Source organism: Pyrococcus yayanosii CH1, from assembly GCF_000215995.1.
GTDB classification, from domain to species: domain Archaea; phylum Methanobacteriota_B; class Thermococci; order Thermococcales; family Thermococcaceae; genus Pyrococcus; species Pyrococcus yayanosii.
Genome location: NC_015680.1, coordinates 1512658 through 1528026 on the forward strand (window position 1 = coordinate 1512658; position 15369 = coordinate 1528026).

The window sequence follows — 15369 nt, forward strand, 5'->3', positions numbered from 1 at the left end:
GAGCGGTGATGACGATCTTGAGTGCTGATTAACGCACGAAGATTGCCAGCCTCCTTATCTTTATCTGAACGTTGTACTCCCTTGAAACTTCCCTTATGAGCCTTGTGATGATGTCCGTAGCATTCCTCTTTACTTCTTCACCCGAGACTCCTGAGAACACACCGAACAGCCCCTCCTCCTCAAGCTTCGCGAGGCTGACCTCTATCGAGACCTCCACAGCTGAGCCCTGTACATCCCACTTAAGCTTGACCCATCTGAGGGTTGCCCTAGGAATAGCTCTCAGGGCGTCCTGCATCTTTCTCCTAAGGACCTCTATGGCGGGTTCAACACGGCTCTTAAGCAGAATTTCCTCGCTTTCCTTTTTCTTGTCCTCCATCAGATAGGCGAGCTCATCTACTCCGGCCTCTTTCAGCAATTTTTCCACTTCCCTCTCAAGCTCCGCTTTCTTCTTGAGAACCTCTGAAACTTTGGAGGATACCTCTTCCTCTGCTGGTTTTTCGGCTCTCACGACTACCTTATTAACCCAGACGTACTTGTTGAGAATCTTGCTGAGCTCAGAGGCGTGCTTCTTTGCCAGAGAGGTTACGTAGGACTTAAGTTTGGCTTCGTCCATGTTAGGAGCTGTTCCCTCCAGGTAAACGTTTATCTCGTGCTCCCTGACACCCCCATAGACCTCTATTTCAAGCCTCTTCACCCGTATTCCGCTGTTTTCTATGTCCTTAAGAAGAGTCCTCGCAAACCCTGTAAAGTACGTCTTGAACTCGGGATCAACTGTCAGGAAGAGGTTGGGCCCCAGCTGTGTCGTCGGCGGCTTCTTGAGCCTCCATAGTTCCATGTCCTCCCTCTCTCTAGTTTCCATGGCCTCCACGCGCTCCCCAGCTATTACCTCGACCTTAAGGCTCTTCACGAGAGGCTTTAAGCCGGAAATCCTGCCTATCTTGGGCACGTGCTTGTTGAGTATGAACATGGCCTTTCTCTTTGTTATCTCAGCCTTCTTCTCATCCTCAATTATAATGCCAAAGGTTCCCGTTATATTCACGATACCCGTCCCTATCTCGCCCCTCATCTCGACTCGCTCAACTTTAGCTTCAAGGTCCTCTATCTCCCCCTTTGTGAGCCTGATGTATTCCTTGAAGGCTTCCTCAATCTTGGGTTTCAGGGATTCATCTCCCGTAACCTCTATTATGACCTCGCCCCGTGGAACCGGCTTGGGTTTAGGTTTTGTGGCTTTTCTCTGCCTCTCCTGCTTCCTTCTCTCTTCCTCTTCCGCAGCCCTCTCAGCTTCCGCCCTCTCTATGGCGGTATTTATCTTCTCCTTGGCTTCCCCGCCGAAGAGGTCCTGAAGAGGTACAGCGTGCGTCTTAGAGTATAGGCTCAAGTTCTCGGCGAGGGTTAGCTTGAAGGACAGGTCGTCGAGAGGGTAAACGTCTATAATGAGTGGGTTGTTTACAACCTCCGCGAGCTTTCTGAGAGCTTCGTCTCCCTCAATCCGTCTATTTTCATCTACGAGCTCACACTCGGTGGCGAGAGCTCTCGATGAGTCTATGAGAAGCTCGAAGTAATATCTGCCTTTTTCATCCTTGGCGAAAACCCTCACGTAGGCTCCTCTGGCCTCAGAACTCTTCAGTACATCAAGAATTGCTTTCAACGCTTCCACTCCCGAGAGGCATACGAAATTCTCAAGCACTGGTTTAGCGTTCGTTAACTTCATTACCATCACCATTACCTATATATAGCTGACAAGTTACATTCGGAGAGGAGCGATGTTAAGCCACAGATAGATACATGTGGGCCAATATTTAAACATTATTGATGGGTGAAGGGCATGAGGGTGCTCGTACTCGGTGGCGGAGTGCTAGGAAGGGCAATTGCCGAGGCCCTTACGGGAGAGTTCGACGTCACTGTAATCGAAAGGGATGAGATAAGGGCCCAGGCACTCGCCGAGAGTGGTCTCCAGGTTGTTCAGGGCGATTTCTCATACACGGCAACCCTCCTAAAGGCTCACGTGGAGAGGGCAGATCTCGTGATAATCACGACGATGGATGTCAAAACAATAGCTAAAACCGTGCACGTGGTCAGGACAAACAACAAAAGTGTTCCGATCCTCGTGATACTGCCTGAGGACATCTCCGCCGAGGACGTGGAGAACATTCTCAGGGAGGAGTATGAGAGCGACTCCAAGATTGATTACGTGATAAACCCGCGGAGTGCTATAGTTAGATCTGTCCTTGAGACCGTGGAAAAGGTTGGGGAGAGAAAGAACTCCTTCAAGCTACTTGAGAAGCTCAATGAGATAAAGGAGAGGGGCGACACCCTCCTGATAGTCATGCATGACAATCCCGACCCGGACAGCATGGCGAGCGCTTCCGCCCTCGCAACAATAGCCCAGACGGTTGGTCTGAGGCCTATGATAGTTTACGGCGGGGAGATAACCCATCATCAGAACAGGGCTATGGTTAACGTCCTCGGCATGGATTTCAGGAAAGTTTCGAGGGGAAGCTACGAGATAAAGAGGCACCCGGCGATAGCCATTGTGGATGCTCAACCCAATGGTAACATAACGATTCTGGATGAGGATGACCTGAGGAAGGTCCAAATAATTATAGACCATCACCAGATGCTCCAGAATCTCAGGGAGAGGCTTCCCGAGGGTTGCCTGATTGACATAAGACCCGACGTGAACGCAACCTCATCCATAATGGTGGAGTACCTGAGATCCCTCGAGATACCCGTGACCGAAAACCTCGCGACCGCCCTCTTCTATGGCATGTATGTGGACACAAAGAAGTTCTCGAAGCTGAGTCGTGTGGACCTTAAGGCGATTGAGTTTCTGGCCGGAAATGTTGACTACGACCTCCTCAACAAGATCGAATTCCCCGACATCTCCACCGAAACAGCGGAGATACTGGCGAGGGCTATAATGAACAGGAGGATATACAAGAACGTCGTCATAAGCAATGTGGGCTTCATAACCAACAGAGATGCGATAGCAGAGGCTGCAGACTTCTTGCTCCGCCTCGAGGGTATAACGACCGTCCTAGTCTTCGGCATAGTTGACGACAGGATAGAGATATCGGCGAGAACGAGGGACGTGAGGGTTAACATAGGAAAGGTTCTCAAGGAGGCCTTTGGCGACATAGGGAGCGGGGGAGGGCATGCTCAGGCTGGTGGGGCCCGCATAAATCTTGGTATATTCAAGTTAGCTAAGGACAAGGTCTCCTTGCTGAGGCTTGTGGAGGAGGCCATAACGGAGAAGTTTCTTGAAGCCCTCGGGATGAGGGAGGGCGCCTGAGTGAGGATACTCCTTGTTACGGGGAGGCTGGCCGAGCCGCTCGTTAGGAAGTATGGAAAGGGATGCGACGTTTTCGTAACACCTGTTAGCGTTGCAGCCTTCTTGACTCCTCGCATGATAGCGGACTATCTTGAGAGGGCGGGAATCAGGGACTACGACATGATACTCATTCCTGGCCTCGTCAGGGGTTCTGCGGAAGAAGTCGAGGAGCGGATAGGAGTTCCGACCTTCAAGGGACCGAGGAACGCCGTTGACTTGCCTGCCGTTTTAAATGCAGTCCGAAAGGGCTTCAAGCTTAGCAAGACTGTCCCCGCTGACGACCTCTTTTCCTTTGACGCCCTCAGGCGGGTTGAGGACATAAGGAACAGGACGAGAAACAGGAAATACATCGAGGAGGCCCTCAAGAGGCCCGGGAACTTTCTCGTGGGAGGCCTTCCCGTGGGTCTCGACTTCCCCCAGAGGATTCTCGCTGAGATCGTTGACGCCCCCAGGCTAGGCGTTGAAGGTGCCGTGGAGAGAGCCATCTACTATCTCAGGGAGGGAGCTGACATCATAGATGTCGGCATGGTGGCAGGCGAGGAGAACGTTGACTTCGTTGAAGAGGTCCCTGAGATAAGGGAGGCCCTTAGGGAGAGGGGTTATAAGCCGCCCATAAGCGTCGATTCCCTGAACGAAAGGGAGCTTGAAGTTGCGATCGACGTAGCTGATTTGCTCCTTAGCATAGACTACGGGAACGTTGAGACCCTCGTTACGGAGAAGCCGGTCGTTCTCATACCAACGAACCAGAGGGAGGGCCTGTTCCCGGAGGGGCCCGAGGAGAGGGTGAGGCTTCTGGAGGGTCTGAAGAAGAAGGCCCTCGACCTCGGTTATAAGCGGGTCATCGCCGACCCAATCCTTGAACATCACCCGCACTTAGCCCGCTCCATCGCCACCTTCCACCTTTACAGGGCCCGTAACCCAAGGGACATCATGCTGGCCGGCGTCGGCAACGTCACGGAGATGACGGACGCGGACAGTCCGGGTATAAACGCCCTTCTCGCGGGAATAGCCTCTGAGCTCGGAATATCTCTCCTCCTCACAACAGAGGTCAGCCCAAAATGTAGGGGAAGCGTAAGGGAGCTGAAGAGGGCCATTGACATGACGCTTTTAGGTTCCCTGAAGGACGTGGGTCTGAACCTCCTGATACTTAAGGACAAGCGGTCCGTCAACCTTACGTTCGATCCAGCAGAGAATATCGTGGAGGCGGAGAAGAGAGAGGTTGAGCTAGAGCCGGTGTACTTCCGGATATACATTAGGGAGGGTAAGATTTGGGTAAACGCCTACCGAGGCACGTCCTTAATTCTAACGGTAGTTGGCAACGACCCTGCCGCCATAATGGATACCCTGCTCGACAACTTCAACATCTCTCCCCGTCATGCCTTCTATCTGGGCAGGGAGCTTGAGAAAGCCTACACCGCCCTTAGGCTCGGAAAGGATTACGTCCAGGAGGCCGAGATCTTTCCCGACTTTTACACGCCGGAACTGTGAGGTCCCTCCTTTCTCCTAAGTAAGCCCTTTCGGGCGTTCTTTCCTTCGAAACGTTTATAACCCCTTCCGAGAAGATGGCCTGAGGGTGAGGATTATGCAGCCTAGGCGTAAGAAGAAAATGGAGGAGTTCGAGGAGGAGCCCCTCGTCGAGGAGGAAGAGGAGTGGCTTGAGGAGGATTGGGAAGAGGAGGAGTGGTACGAGGAGGAGTTTGAGGAGGGCTGGGAAGAGGAGGAAGAGTGGGAGGAAGAGGATGAGTGGTGAGCTAAGAGTTAGGAGGCTCTCCGCCTGGGAGTTTGACTTACTTTTGAAGGAGGCCGAAAAGCACGGGGAGCTTGTCCATGATTTCTTTGCTCTCGTCGAAGGAAGGTTTCGGGACGTTTATGCCGTCAATGAGGAGGTCTGGAGAAGAGTCGAGGCTCTTGGAATGAGGCCCTACGCTTTTGGAACCTTCGTCGGAACGATAAAGGTTGATGAGAGTCTCGTCGAAAAGTTTTATCCTAACATTGAGTTCTTCTACTTTGTTGATGTGCAGAAGAACTATGCCGTTCTTGGTCCGAAGGCTGCCTTTCTCTTCACGACGGGAAAGGACGTTCCAAGGAGGGGTGTCAGAAAGCTCGTATGGAGGGGAAGCAAGCGACTCGTGATCTTTGACGGGCAGGGTAACATAATAGGCCTTGGCCTCGTGGATCCTAAGGACGAGGAGAGGTTCATAAAAAACATGGGGGACGTGGGTGAGTTCCTAAGAAGAAAAAGGAGAGAATAAGTTACTTGTTTCCCTCTTGCTTGACGGGATAGGGTATGAACTCCACGGTTCCCCTCTGCTTCACTGGCTGCTTGTAAAGCTCCATCAGAGCGTAGACCTCCTCGGGGACATCTGTCTCGACATGGAGGCCGAGCTTTTTGGCTTCCTCCACTGTTATTGGATAATCGTGGGTCCAACGACCCTCTGTGAGTATCTGGGCGAGCTCCCTGGCTTTCTCGTCTCCATATTTGTCCTTCAGGAGCTCATATACAAAGTCTCTGACCTGCCTGACGGCCTTCTCCGCGACATCTGCCAGTATGAGTGTCTCATCGTCTACCTTGTCAACGCCCTTCTTCTCGACAGCCCTTAGTATGCTCGGCGCTGGGTACTGGCCCAGCTGAGGGTCAACGGGACCGAGAACGGCGTGGGGATCCATTATTATCTTGTCTGCCGCGAGTGCAATCAGCGTGCCACCGCTCATGGCGTAATGGGGTATTATCACCCTCGTCTCAGCCGGATGGTCCTTCAGAGCTTTGGCTATCTGGGCCGCCGCAAGGACCAGGCCGCCGGGTGTGTGGATAATAAGGTCTATTGGTTTGTCCTTTGGTGCCATCCTTATAGCCCTCAAAACCTCCTCGCTGTCCTCTATGCTTATGAACCTGTAAACGGGGATGCCAAAGAGACCTATGCTCTCCTGTCTGTGGATGAGGGTTATCACGGTGGAGTTCCTCTTCCTTGCAAGCCTTTCAAGTATCTTGGCTCTCGCGAACTGCAGTTGGCGATACTGCATCTGGGGCCAGAGGAGGAGGTATAGGAAGAGGAACCACCAGATGAGTGACCCTAAAAAGCCGCCGAGGGTGTCCATCGTAGGCACCGGATTTAAGCTTGAGGTGGAAGCCTTAATAACGTTTCGTTTTACCAAATGGGAGGGGGAGGCTTGTCATGTATAAAATCCTCGAATTCGGCCATAACGAGTATTTCGGTCGTGTCGCGAAGGTCGAATTCTCTTTTCCTAAGAGGGGGGGCTACGCATATTTAGTGGGGAGCTTCAATGCCTTCAACGAGGGCAGCTTTCGGATGAGGGAGAAGGGGGACCGGTGGCACATTGTTATAGACCTACCTGAGGCCATCTGGTATTACGGCTTTTCCCTCGACGGGAAATACACGCCGGATATCGAGAACCCCGAAAGAACCCTTTACCGCCGGCTTTCATACAAGTTCGAGAGAGAGGTTAGCATCGCGAGGATATGGGCTGGGGATGAGTTCTACCACGAGCCTTCTCTACTCTACATCTACTCTTTTGCCGACAGAACCCACGTTCTGTTTAGGGCCGTCAGGGGAAGGGCCCTCCGCGTCATCTTGGTTACGGATGAGAGCGTAGGGATGAGAAAGAAGGCGAGCGACGAACTCTTCGACTACTTTGAGGCCATTCTTCCGAGGGTAAAGGAGCTGAGCTACACCTTTGAGATAGAAACTGAGGAAGGGAGTGTCGAATACGGCGACTTTACGGCCACGCCGAAGGAGCTTTCAACCCCGAAATGGATATTCAGCAGGGTCTTCTACCAGATAATGCCCGACAGGTTCGAACGAGAAAGCAATGAGGAGAAGGTTGGAGGCGATCCAAAGATTTACGGCGGGAACTTGCCGGGAATTTTGAAAAGGCTCGACTATATCGAAGGGCTCCGGGTGAACGCCCTCTACTTGACACCCATCTTCGAGTCTATAACCTACCACGGCTACGACGTCATCGACTACTTCAACGTCGCCAAGAGGTTGGGGGGCAATGCCGCGTTTGAGAAGCTTGTAAGGGAGCTGAAGAGGAGGGACATCAAGCTAATTCTCGATGGCGTCTTCCACCATACAAGCTTTTTCCATCCCCACTTCCAGGACGTCGTGAGAAAAGGTGTGGAAAGTGTATATCGGGATTTCTATCGCATAACAGGCTTCCCCGTCGTATCGCAGGAGTTTTTGGAGATACTAAACTCGGAAGAGCCCTGGGAAGAGAAGTTCAAGAGGTTGAAGAATCTTGACTGGAACTACGAGAGCTTCTTTTCGGTTTGGCTTATGCCTCGCTTGAACCACGATGACCCTAGGGTCAGGAAGTTCATAGCTAAGGTCATGAATTATTGGCTTGAGAAGGGTATCGACGGCTGGCGTTTGGACGTTGCCCACGGCATTCCACCCGACTTATGGCGAGAAATTAGGAAGGAGATGCCGGAAGATGCCTATCTCGTTGGGGAGGTTATGGACGACGCCAGGATGTGGCTTTTCGATAAGTTCCATGGGACGATGAATTATCCACTCTACGAGGCAATTCTACGGTTCTTTGTTACGGGTGAAATAACCGCCGAAGAGTTCCTTAACTATCTCGAGCTCCTCAGCACATATTACGGGCCCGCGGAATACATGATGTACAACTTCCTGGACAACCACGACGTGGAGCGCTTCCTAGACCTCGTCGGAGACAGGAAGAGGTATCTCTGCGCGCTGGCCTTCCTCATGACATACAAGGGGATTCCATCTATTTTCTATGGTGACGAGATAGGATTGAGTGGTATGGAAGGGAAAGGATTGGAGGTCTCAAGAACACCCATGAGGTGGGAGGGGAATCAATGGGACACCGAGATACTGAAAGTCACGAAGGCATTGATACGGCTGAGGAGGAATAGCAGGGCCCTCCAACTGGGCTTTTTTAGACCGTTGAAGTTCAAGGGGAGGCTCCTTGTTTACGAAAGAATTTATGAGAAGGAGCATGTCCTGGTAGCCATTAACTGCTCGTCGAGAGTCGAGAGTGTTTTAATACCGGAAAAGTACCGCCCCATAGTTGGAAAGACATCCATCGAGCTGGCTCCTTGGTCGTTTATCGTAGTTTTCTCCAGGTTCAACGACGTCCAACTCTTGTCATGGCCTTGAGATTCTCGTCCATTCATGCAACCCCGTACAGGGGAGCACAAGGTATATATACCCTAGGCATATATCACCCTCGATGATATTTCACTGAGAGGTTGATGGGGGTAAGACCATGGGGAAAGTCCTGTACACCCTGGTTTTGGTGGGAGTTTTGATATTTGGAGTCGTGGCAAGCGGCTGTATAGGCGGGGGCACTGAAACCACCAGCCCAACGACCCCTACCACCGAGACCCCAACGGAAACCACACCTCAGACTGAGTGTGGTAGTGGGAAGATAGTGATATGGCACGCCATGCAACCGAATGAGCTCCAGGTCTTCCAGAGCCTTGCCGAGGAGTATATGGCCATGTGTCCAGAGGTTGAGATAGTCTTCGAGCAGAAGCCGGACCTCGAGGGGGCCCTTAAGACTGCCATTCCAGCCGGTCAGGGTCCGGACCTGTTCATATGGGCCCATGACTGGATCGGGAAGTTCGCTGACGCTGGTCTCCTTGAGCCTGTTGACGAGTACGTCACCGAGGACCTGCTGAACAAGTTCGCCCCAATGGGTCAGGAGGCTATGGAGTACAAGGGGCACTACTATGCCCTGCCCTTCGCGGCCGAGACCGTCGCGATAATCTACAACAAGGCCATGATAAGCGAACCTCCGAAGACCTTTGATGAAATGAAGGCGATAATGGAGCAGTACTACGACCCGAGCAACGAGAAGTACGGCATAGCCTACCCGGTCAACGCATACTTCATCTCCGCATGGGCCCAGGCCTTTGGCGGTTATTACTTCGACGACAAGACTGAGATGCCAGGTCTCGACAAGCCTGAAACCATAGAGGGCTTTGAGTTCTTCTTCGAGAACATCTGGCCTTACATGGCCCCGACCGCTGACTACAACACCCAGCAGAGCATCTTCCTTGAAGGTAGGGCCCCAATGATGGTCAACGGTCCGTGGAGCATTGGAAGCGTCAAGGACGCAGGAATTGACTTTGGCGTCGCCCCACTCCCGCCGATAATCAAGGATGGCAAAGAGTACTGGCCGAGGCCTTACGGTGGCGTGAAGCTCATCTACTTCGCGGCTGGAATAAAGAACAAGGATGCCGCGTGGAAGTTCGCCAAGTGGTTCACAACGAGCCCCGAGGTCATAAAGACCCTTGCCCTTGAGCTTGGCTATATTCCAGTACTCACCGAGGTCCTCAATGACCCGGACATACAGAAGGATCCCGTTATCTACGGCTTCGGTCAGGCCGTCCAGCACGCTTATCTGATGCCTAAGAGCCCGAAGATGGGCGCCGTCTGGGGCGGCGTTGAGAATGCTATCAATGAGATCCTCCAGGACCCGGCCACCGCTGACATCCCGGCGATACTCCAGAAGTATCAGCAGGAGATTCTCAAGAACATTCAAGGATGACGGCTTTACTTTTTTCTTTTCCTTGGAGGGAGAGGGGAATGAAAAAGACCACTATCGCGGCCCTCGTCCTTATATTCCCCGGGATTGCAGCGTTCCTCTTCTTCAACCTATGGCCGATAATTTACTCTATATACCTGGCCTTTACTAACGCTCAGTTGGGCAACTTTCCCGTTCAGGCGCCAACCGCTGAGCCTCTTAAGTTCGTCGGCCTTGAGAACTTCAAGTGGATACTAAGCGATGAGAAGTTCCGGAATGCCTTCAAGTGGACGTGGATATTCGTGGTTACGAGCGTGACGCTCAAGGTTCTCGTCGGCATACTGCTAAGTCTGCTTTACAATAGCAGATACGTGAAGGGTAGAATGATCTACAGGTCGCTCCTGATAATACCTTGGGCTTTACCGCTCCTCTTCTCGATAACCGTGTGGAGATTCATGTTCGATCCCGTGTTCGGGCCTGTGAACCAAGTGCTCAAATCGCTTGGCGTGAGCAACCTTCCCAACTGGACGAACGATCCCTTCTGGGGCTTTATAGCCCTTAACATAATCGAAGTCTGGCTGGCCTATCCATTCATGATGACGGTCATCACTGCGGCGCTTCAGTCCGTTCCAGACACGCTAATAGAGGCCGCCATAATAGATGGAGCCAACTACTGGCAGAGGTTTAGGCACGTGGTCCTACCGGTGGTGGGCAAGCCCATAGCCTTCGCAACTATACTGACGAGCGCGGCCAGCTTCCAGTACTTCATGGTACCCTATATCTACAACGCGGGTCTCTTTGAGGACAAGTTCATCCTGCTCTATGGGTTCAGAAAAGCTTTCGGCGCGGTTCCGCATTATGGGAGGGCGACGGCGGTCATGGTGATAGCCACGCTCGTGCTCGCCATCTACATGTACATCAACGTTAAGATAACTCGGCTACAGGAGGGTGCTAAGGAATGAGGAGGAGTGAGCTTCTTAAAAGCGCCTTGATGACGCTCGTCGCAATGCTCGTAATGTTTATGATACTCTTTCCAGTCTACTACATCTTCACCGTCTCTATAAAGCCCGTTTCGACGCTGGCCACGACGGAAATAGAACTCATTCCGAGCAACGTCACCTTAGACGCCTACAGGGAAGTTCTCTTCGGCTTCAAAGGGGGCAAGATAGAGGGGAACTTCACAGGAACGATAGAGGGGCAGGCGAGGCTGGAGAACGGCAGACTCTATCTGGAGGAAGGCACGCTTAAAGGGGTCGTTAAATACGGGCCATTCACGGGGATAAAGTTTGAGGTGCCCCTGTCCGGCGTAGTCTTCACAGTTTCCGGGGGGAAGAGCGTTCAGGGAGCGCTGACCGGTAAAGTGAAAGGGCTGTTCGTCCTGACGAAGGTCAATGAGGATGGAAGCATAGGCTTTTCAGTGATAAAGAACGTTGAACTAACGAAGGGAGAGGTAAGCGGCGTTTCGGTCTCGGGCTCTATGGAAAAATACATAATCATAAGGAACGCGGGCAGCGTCGAGTTCACGACCCTTGGCAAGTTCATCAACTCAAAGTTCTTCGGCTACCTCAAGAACAGCCTCATACTGGCCACACTGACCGTGTTGCTAACGCTGATCTTCGTCGTCCCGGCGGCATATGCCTTCTCACGCCTGAAGTTCTTCGGCAGGGATCACATCCTGTACTTCTACTTGATGTTCACTCAGGTTGCCGGAGGTCTTGGCATAGCTGGGCTAATAGCCCTCTATGGAATACTCGTGAAGCTTGGCCTTTACAACAAGTTGCCTGCCTTGGCCTTTGTCTATGCCACAGGTAGTGTACCCTTCAACACCTGGCTACTCAAGGGATACATAGATTCCATAAACCCGGACTTCGATGAGGCGGCCCTCGTTGATGGCGCCAGTTACTTCCAAATAATTCGCCACGTCCTCCTACCAATGGCTTTACCGGGAATAGCGACCGTGGCTATATTCGCCTTCATCGGCGGATGGACGGAATTCATCCTGGCGAGTCTGCTCTTAACTGAGGAGAACCAGCCAATGTCCGTGTGGATCTACACCCTTATGGGTGGCATCGGCAGAGGGATAGACTGGAACTACTTCGCGGCGGCCGCCTTGCTCTTCGCCCTGCCTGTCTTCGTCATGTTCATGCTCGCCCAGAACTACATAAGGAGTGGCCTAACAATTGGAGGTCTAAAGGAGTGAGGTGGTGAAGATGAGGAGGGTCCTTTCTCTCTTTGTGGTTTTCGTGGTTCTCGGAAGCTTGCTGGCCCTCCAGCCAGAAGTAAAGGCTGGGGAGCCCAAACCGCTCAATGTTATAATAGTCTGGCACCAGCACCAGCCATACTACTACGACCCAGTTCAGGGCATCTACACGAGGCCTTGGGTCAGACTCCACGCGGCCAACAACTACTGGAAGATGGCCTACTATCTCAGCAAGTATCCGGATGTTCACGCCACCATCGATTTATCAGGCTCCCTCATAGCCCAGCTTGCAGATTACATGAACGGGGCCAAGGATATTTATCAGATAATCACGGAGAAGATAGCCAAAGGCGAACCCCTTACGGTTGAGGAGAAGTGGCTTATGCTCCAGGCACCTGGAGGGTTCTTCGACCACACGATTCCTTGGAACGGAGAGCCCGTCACCGATAAAAACGGCAACCCGATAAGGGACTTCTGGAACCGCTACACAGAGCTGAAGAACAAGATGCTTCAAGCGAAGGCCAAGTACGCCAATCTGCCACTTGAGGAGCAGAAGGTTGCGGTAACCAATGAGTTCACCGAGCAGGACTACATTGACCTGGCAGTCCTCTTCAACCTTGCCTGGATTGATTACAACTACATAATGAACACCCCCGAGCTCAAGGCCCTTTACGAGAAAGTTGACGAGGGCGGCTACACGAGGGAGGACGTCAGGACCGTCTTGAAGCATCAGATGTGGCTTCTCAACCACACCTTCGAGGAGCACGAGAAGATAAACCTCCTTCTCGGCAACGGCAACGTCGAGGTTACCGTTGTTCCGTACGCGCACCCGATAGGGCCGATACTCAATGACTTCGGCTGGGAGGAAGACTTCGATGCCCACGTTAAGAAGGCCCACGAGCTCTACAAGAAGTACCTCGGCGCCGGTAAGGTTACACCCAAGGGTGGATGGGCCGCTGAAAGTGCCCTTAACGACAAGACTCTGGAGATACTGGCTGAGAACGGCTGGCAATGGGTCATGACCGATCAGCTCGTTCTTCAAAAGCTGGGCATTCCATACACCGTCGAGAACTACTACAAGCCATGGGTGGCTGAGTTTAACGGGAGGAAGATATACCTCTTCCCGCGTGACCACGCGCTGAGCGACAGGGTTGGCTTCACATACAGCGGAATGAACCAGTACCAGGCGGTTGAAGACTTCATAAATGAGCTCCTCAGGATTCAGAAGCAGAATTATGATGGTTCTCTCGTTTACGTCATAACCCTCGACGGAGAGAATCCGTGGGAGCACTATCCCTACGACGGCAAGCTCTTCCTTGAGACCCTCTACAAGCGCCTCACCGAACTCCAGAGGCAGGGCCTCATAAGGACGCTTACCCCGAGCGAGTACATCAAGCTCTACGGCGATAAGGCTAATAAGCTCACTCCCCAGATGATGGAGCGCCTTGATTTGACGGGCGATAATGTTGAAGCCCTGCTGAAGGCCCAGAGCCTTGGCGAGCTTTACGACATGATTGGCGTTAAGGAGGAGATGCAGTGGCCCGAGAGCAGCTGGATTGATGGGACGCTCTCAACGTGGATAGGCGAGCCCCAGGAGAACTACGGCTGGTACTGGCTCTACCTGGCGAGAAAGGCTCTAATGGCTCAGAAAGATAAGATGAGCCAAGAAAATTGGGAGAAGGCCTACGAGTACCTGCTGAGAGCCGAGGCAAGCGATTGGTTCTGGTGGTACGGAAGTGACCAGAGCAGTGGGCAGGACTACACCTTCGACCGCTACTTTAAGACGTACCTCTACGAGATTTACAGGCTGGCCGGCCTCGAACCGCCGAGCTACCTTTACGGCAATTACTTCCCCGATGGAGAGCCATATACCATAAGGGCACTTGAGGGTCTTGGGGAGGGTCAGGTGAAGGAATACTCAAGCATGTCTCCCCTGGCCGAGGGGGTAAGCGTCTACTTCGACGGTGAGGGAGTGCACTTCGTCGTTAAGGGCAACCTTGAGAAGTTTGAGATAAGCATCTACGAGAAGGGCGAGAGGGTTGGAAACACATTTACCCTCCTTCAAGAGAGGCCCGGCGAGCTGAAATACTCGCTCTTCCCGTTCTCAAGGGACAGCGTTGGTCTGCTGATAACTAAGCACGTAGTTTATAGGGATGGAAAGGCAGAAATCTACGCAGCCACGGATTACGAGAACACCGAGAAGGTTGGAGAAGCTTCCGTGAAGCAGGTAGACGGCGGTGTTGAAATCGTAGTTCCCTTCGACTACATCAAAACGCCCGAGGACTTCTACTTCGCCGTCTCAACCGTGAAGGACGGTGAGCTTGAGATCATAACGACCCCGATAGAGCTTAAGCTCCCGATGGAGGTCAAGGGCGTTCCGATAGTGGATGTAGTCGATCCTGAGGGAGATGATTACGGGCCTGGCACTTATACCTACCCGACCGATCCGGTCTTCGTCCCCCATCACCTCGACCTCCTTCGCTTCAGGATACTCGAGCAGACTGATGCATACGTCATGGAGTTCTACTTCAAGGAGCTTGGCGGCAACGTGTGGAACGCTCCAAATGGCTTCAGCCTCCAAATAATCGAGGTCTACCTTGACTTCAGGGAAGGCGGTAACACCTCGGCGATAAAGATGTTCCCGGACGGGCCGGGTGCGAACGTTAACCTCGATCCCGAGCATCCATGGGATTTGGCGTTAAGAATAGCCGGCTGGGACTACGGCAACCTTATAGTCCTCCCGAACGGAACGGTTTATCAGGGTGAGCTTCAGATCTCAGCGGACCCGGTTAACAACAAGATCATCGTCAAGGTTCCTAAGAAGTACATCCAGATAGACGAGGACTACGGACTCTGGGGAGTCGTCCTCGTCGGGAGTCAGGATGGTTATGGTCCTGATAAGTGGAGGCCTGTTGCCGTTGAAGCGGAGCAGTGGAGGCTCGGTGGCGCCGACCAACAGGCTGTCATCGACAACCTCGCTCCAAGGGTGGTTGACCTGCTGGTTCCAGAAGGTTTCAAGCCAACGCAGGAAGAGCAGCTGAGCAGCTACGACCTCGAGAAGAAGATCCTCGCTACCGTGCTCATGATACCGCTCATAGAGGGGAGCGGTGGCGAGGAGCCTGCCGAGACCCCGAGGGAAACGGCGATTCCCGCGGAGAGTCCCACGACTACAGAAGCTCCCACCGAAACCCAGAGCACGACTACCTCACAGGGTCCCACTGAGACCCAGACAGGCGGTGGCATCTGTGGGCCTGTGGCTCTCCTCGGACTTGTCATGACACCACTGCTCCTCAGGAGGAGGCGCTGACTTTCTTCTTAATTT

The 15369-nt window shown here is 52.8% G+C and carries 11 protein-coding genes; 9 read left to right on the plus strand and 2 right to left on the minus strand.

The window, feature by feature from the left end:
• Nucleotides 1–28: 28 nt before the first annotated feature.
• Nucleotides 29–1717, minus strand: coding sequence for a hypothetical protein (locus PYCH_RS08335; protein WP_148236229.1), 1689 nt, complete (start codon nucleotides 1715–1717; stop codon nucleotides 29–31).
• A gap of 108 nt (nucleotides 1718–1825) precedes the next feature.
• Here PYCH_RS08335 and PYCH_RS08340 point away from each other — a divergent pair, with 108 nt between their 5' ends.
• The 4 genes from PYCH_RS08340 to PYCH_RS08350 all read left to right on the plus strand — a co-directional run bounded on the left by PYCH_RS08340 (nucleotide 1826) and on the right by PYCH_RS08350 (nucleotide 5583).
• The gene (locus PYCH_RS08340) at nucleotides 1826–3292 is read left to right on the plus strand and encodes a DHH family phosphoesterase (protein ID WP_013906417.1); all 1467 of its coding nucleotides are present in this window, start codon (nucleotides 1826–1828) and stop codon (nucleotides 3290–3292) included.
• Nucleotides 3293–4819: a dihydropteroate synthase-like protein gene (locus tag PYCH_RS08345; protein WP_013906418.1), complete on the plus strand. Its 1527-nt coding sequence runs from the start codon at nucleotides 3293–3295 to the stop codon at nucleotides 4817–4819.
• An 85-nt stretch (nucleotides 4820–4904) separates the two neighbouring features.
• On the plus strand, nucleotides 4905–5081 hold the full coding sequence (locus tag PYCH_RS09990; RefSeq protein WP_158306794.1) for a hypothetical protein: 177 nt from the start codon (nucleotides 4905–4907) through the stop codon (nucleotides 5079–5081).
• A complete protein-coding gene (locus PYCH_RS08350; protein WP_013906420.1) occupies nucleotides 5071–5583 on the plus strand; it encodes an NIP7 pre-PUA domain-containing protein in 513 nt (170 codons plus the stop codon). Before PYCH_RS09990 ends, PYCH_RS08350 begins: the two co-directional genes overlap by 11 nt.
• 1 nt (nucleotide 5584) lies before the next feature.
• On the opposite strand, the gene PYCH_RS08355 is transcribed toward PYCH_RS08350, so the two are convergent.
• Complete coding sequence (locus tag PYCH_RS08355; RefSeq protein WP_013906421.1) at nucleotides 5585–6427, minus strand: SDH family Clp fold serine proteinase; 843 nt, start codon at nucleotides 6425–6427, stop codon at nucleotides 5585–5587.
• Nucleotides 6428–6504: 77 nt separating this feature from the next.
• Between PYCH_RS08355 and PYCH_RS08360 the strand changes: the two genes are divergently transcribed.
• The 5 genes from PYCH_RS08360 (at nucleotide 6505) to PYCH_RS08380 (ending at nucleotide 15354) form a co-directional block, all read left to right on the plus strand.
• Nucleotides 6505–8475, plus strand: coding sequence for a glycoside hydrolase family 13 protein (locus PYCH_RS08360; RefSeq protein WP_013906422.1), 1971 nt, complete (start codon nucleotides 6505–6507; stop codon nucleotides 8473–8475).
• Nucleotides 8476–8584: 109 nt separating this feature from the next.
• Complete coding sequence (locus PYCH_RS08365; protein ID WP_048058295.1) at nucleotides 8585–9871, plus strand: extracellular solute-binding protein; 1287 nt, start codon at nucleotides 8585–8587, stop codon at nucleotides 9869–9871.
• Nucleotides 9872–9909: 38 nt separating this feature from the next.
• A complete protein-coding gene (locus PYCH_RS08370) occupies nucleotides 9910–10809 on the plus strand; it encodes a carbohydrate ABC transporter permease (RefSeq protein WP_048058296.1) in 900 nt (299 codons plus the stop codon).
• Nucleotides 10806–12047 (plus strand): ABC transporter permease subunit, encoded by a 1242-nt coding sequence (locus PYCH_RS08375; protein WP_013906426.1) that lies wholly within the window; start codon nucleotides 10806–10808, stop codon nucleotides 12045–12047. The genes PYCH_RS08370 and PYCH_RS08375 overlap by 4 nt, the downstream gene beginning before the upstream one ends.
• A 10-nt stretch (nucleotides 12048–12057) precedes the next feature.
• Nucleotides 12058–15354: a glucodextranase DOMON-like domain-containing protein gene (locus tag PYCH_RS08380; RefSeq protein ID WP_013906427.1), complete on the plus strand. Its 3297-nt coding sequence runs from the start codon at nucleotides 12058–12060 to the stop codon at nucleotides 15352–15354.
• The last annotated feature ends 15 nt before the right edge of the window (nucleotides 15355–15369 follow it).

Bases quoted from the DNA above. Each gene is read 5' to 3' on its own strand.
- PYCH_RS08335 (WP_148236229.1), bottom strand. From the start codon at position 1,717: ATGGTAATGAAGTTAACGAACGCTAAACCAGTGCTTGAGAATTTCGTA.
- PYCH_RS08340 (WP_013906417.1), top strand. From the start codon at position 1,826: ATGAGGGTGCTCGTACTCGGTGGCGGAGTGCTAGGAAGGGCAATTGCC.
- PYCH_RS08350 (WP_013906420.1), top strand. From the start codon at position 5,071: ATGAGTGGTGAGCTAAGAGTTAGGAGGCTCTCCGCCTGGGAGTTTGAC.
- PYCH_RS08355 (WP_013906421.1), bottom strand. From the start codon at position 6,427: ATGGACACCCTCGGCGGCTTTTTAGGGTCACTCATCTGGTGGTTCCTC.
- PYCH_RS08360 (WP_013906422.1), top strand. From the start codon at position 6,505: ATGTATAAAATCCTCGAATTCGGCCATAACGAGTATTTCGGTCGTGTC.
- PYCH_RS08365 (WP_048058295.1), top strand. From the start codon at position 8,585: ATGGGGAAAGTCCTGTACACCCTGGTTTTGGTGGGAGTTTTGATATTT.
- PYCH_RS08370 (WP_048058296.1), top strand. From the start codon at position 9,910: ATGAAAAAGACCACTATCGCGGCCCTCGTCCTTATATTCCCCGGGATT.
- PYCH_RS08375 (WP_013906426.1), top strand. From the start codon at position 10,806: ATGAGGAGGAGTGAGCTTCTTAAAAGCGCCTTGATGACGCTCGTCGCA.
- PYCH_RS08380 (WP_013906427.1), top strand. From the start codon at position 12,058: ATGAGGAGGGTCCTTTCTCTCTTTGTGGTTTTCGTGGTTCTCGGAAGC.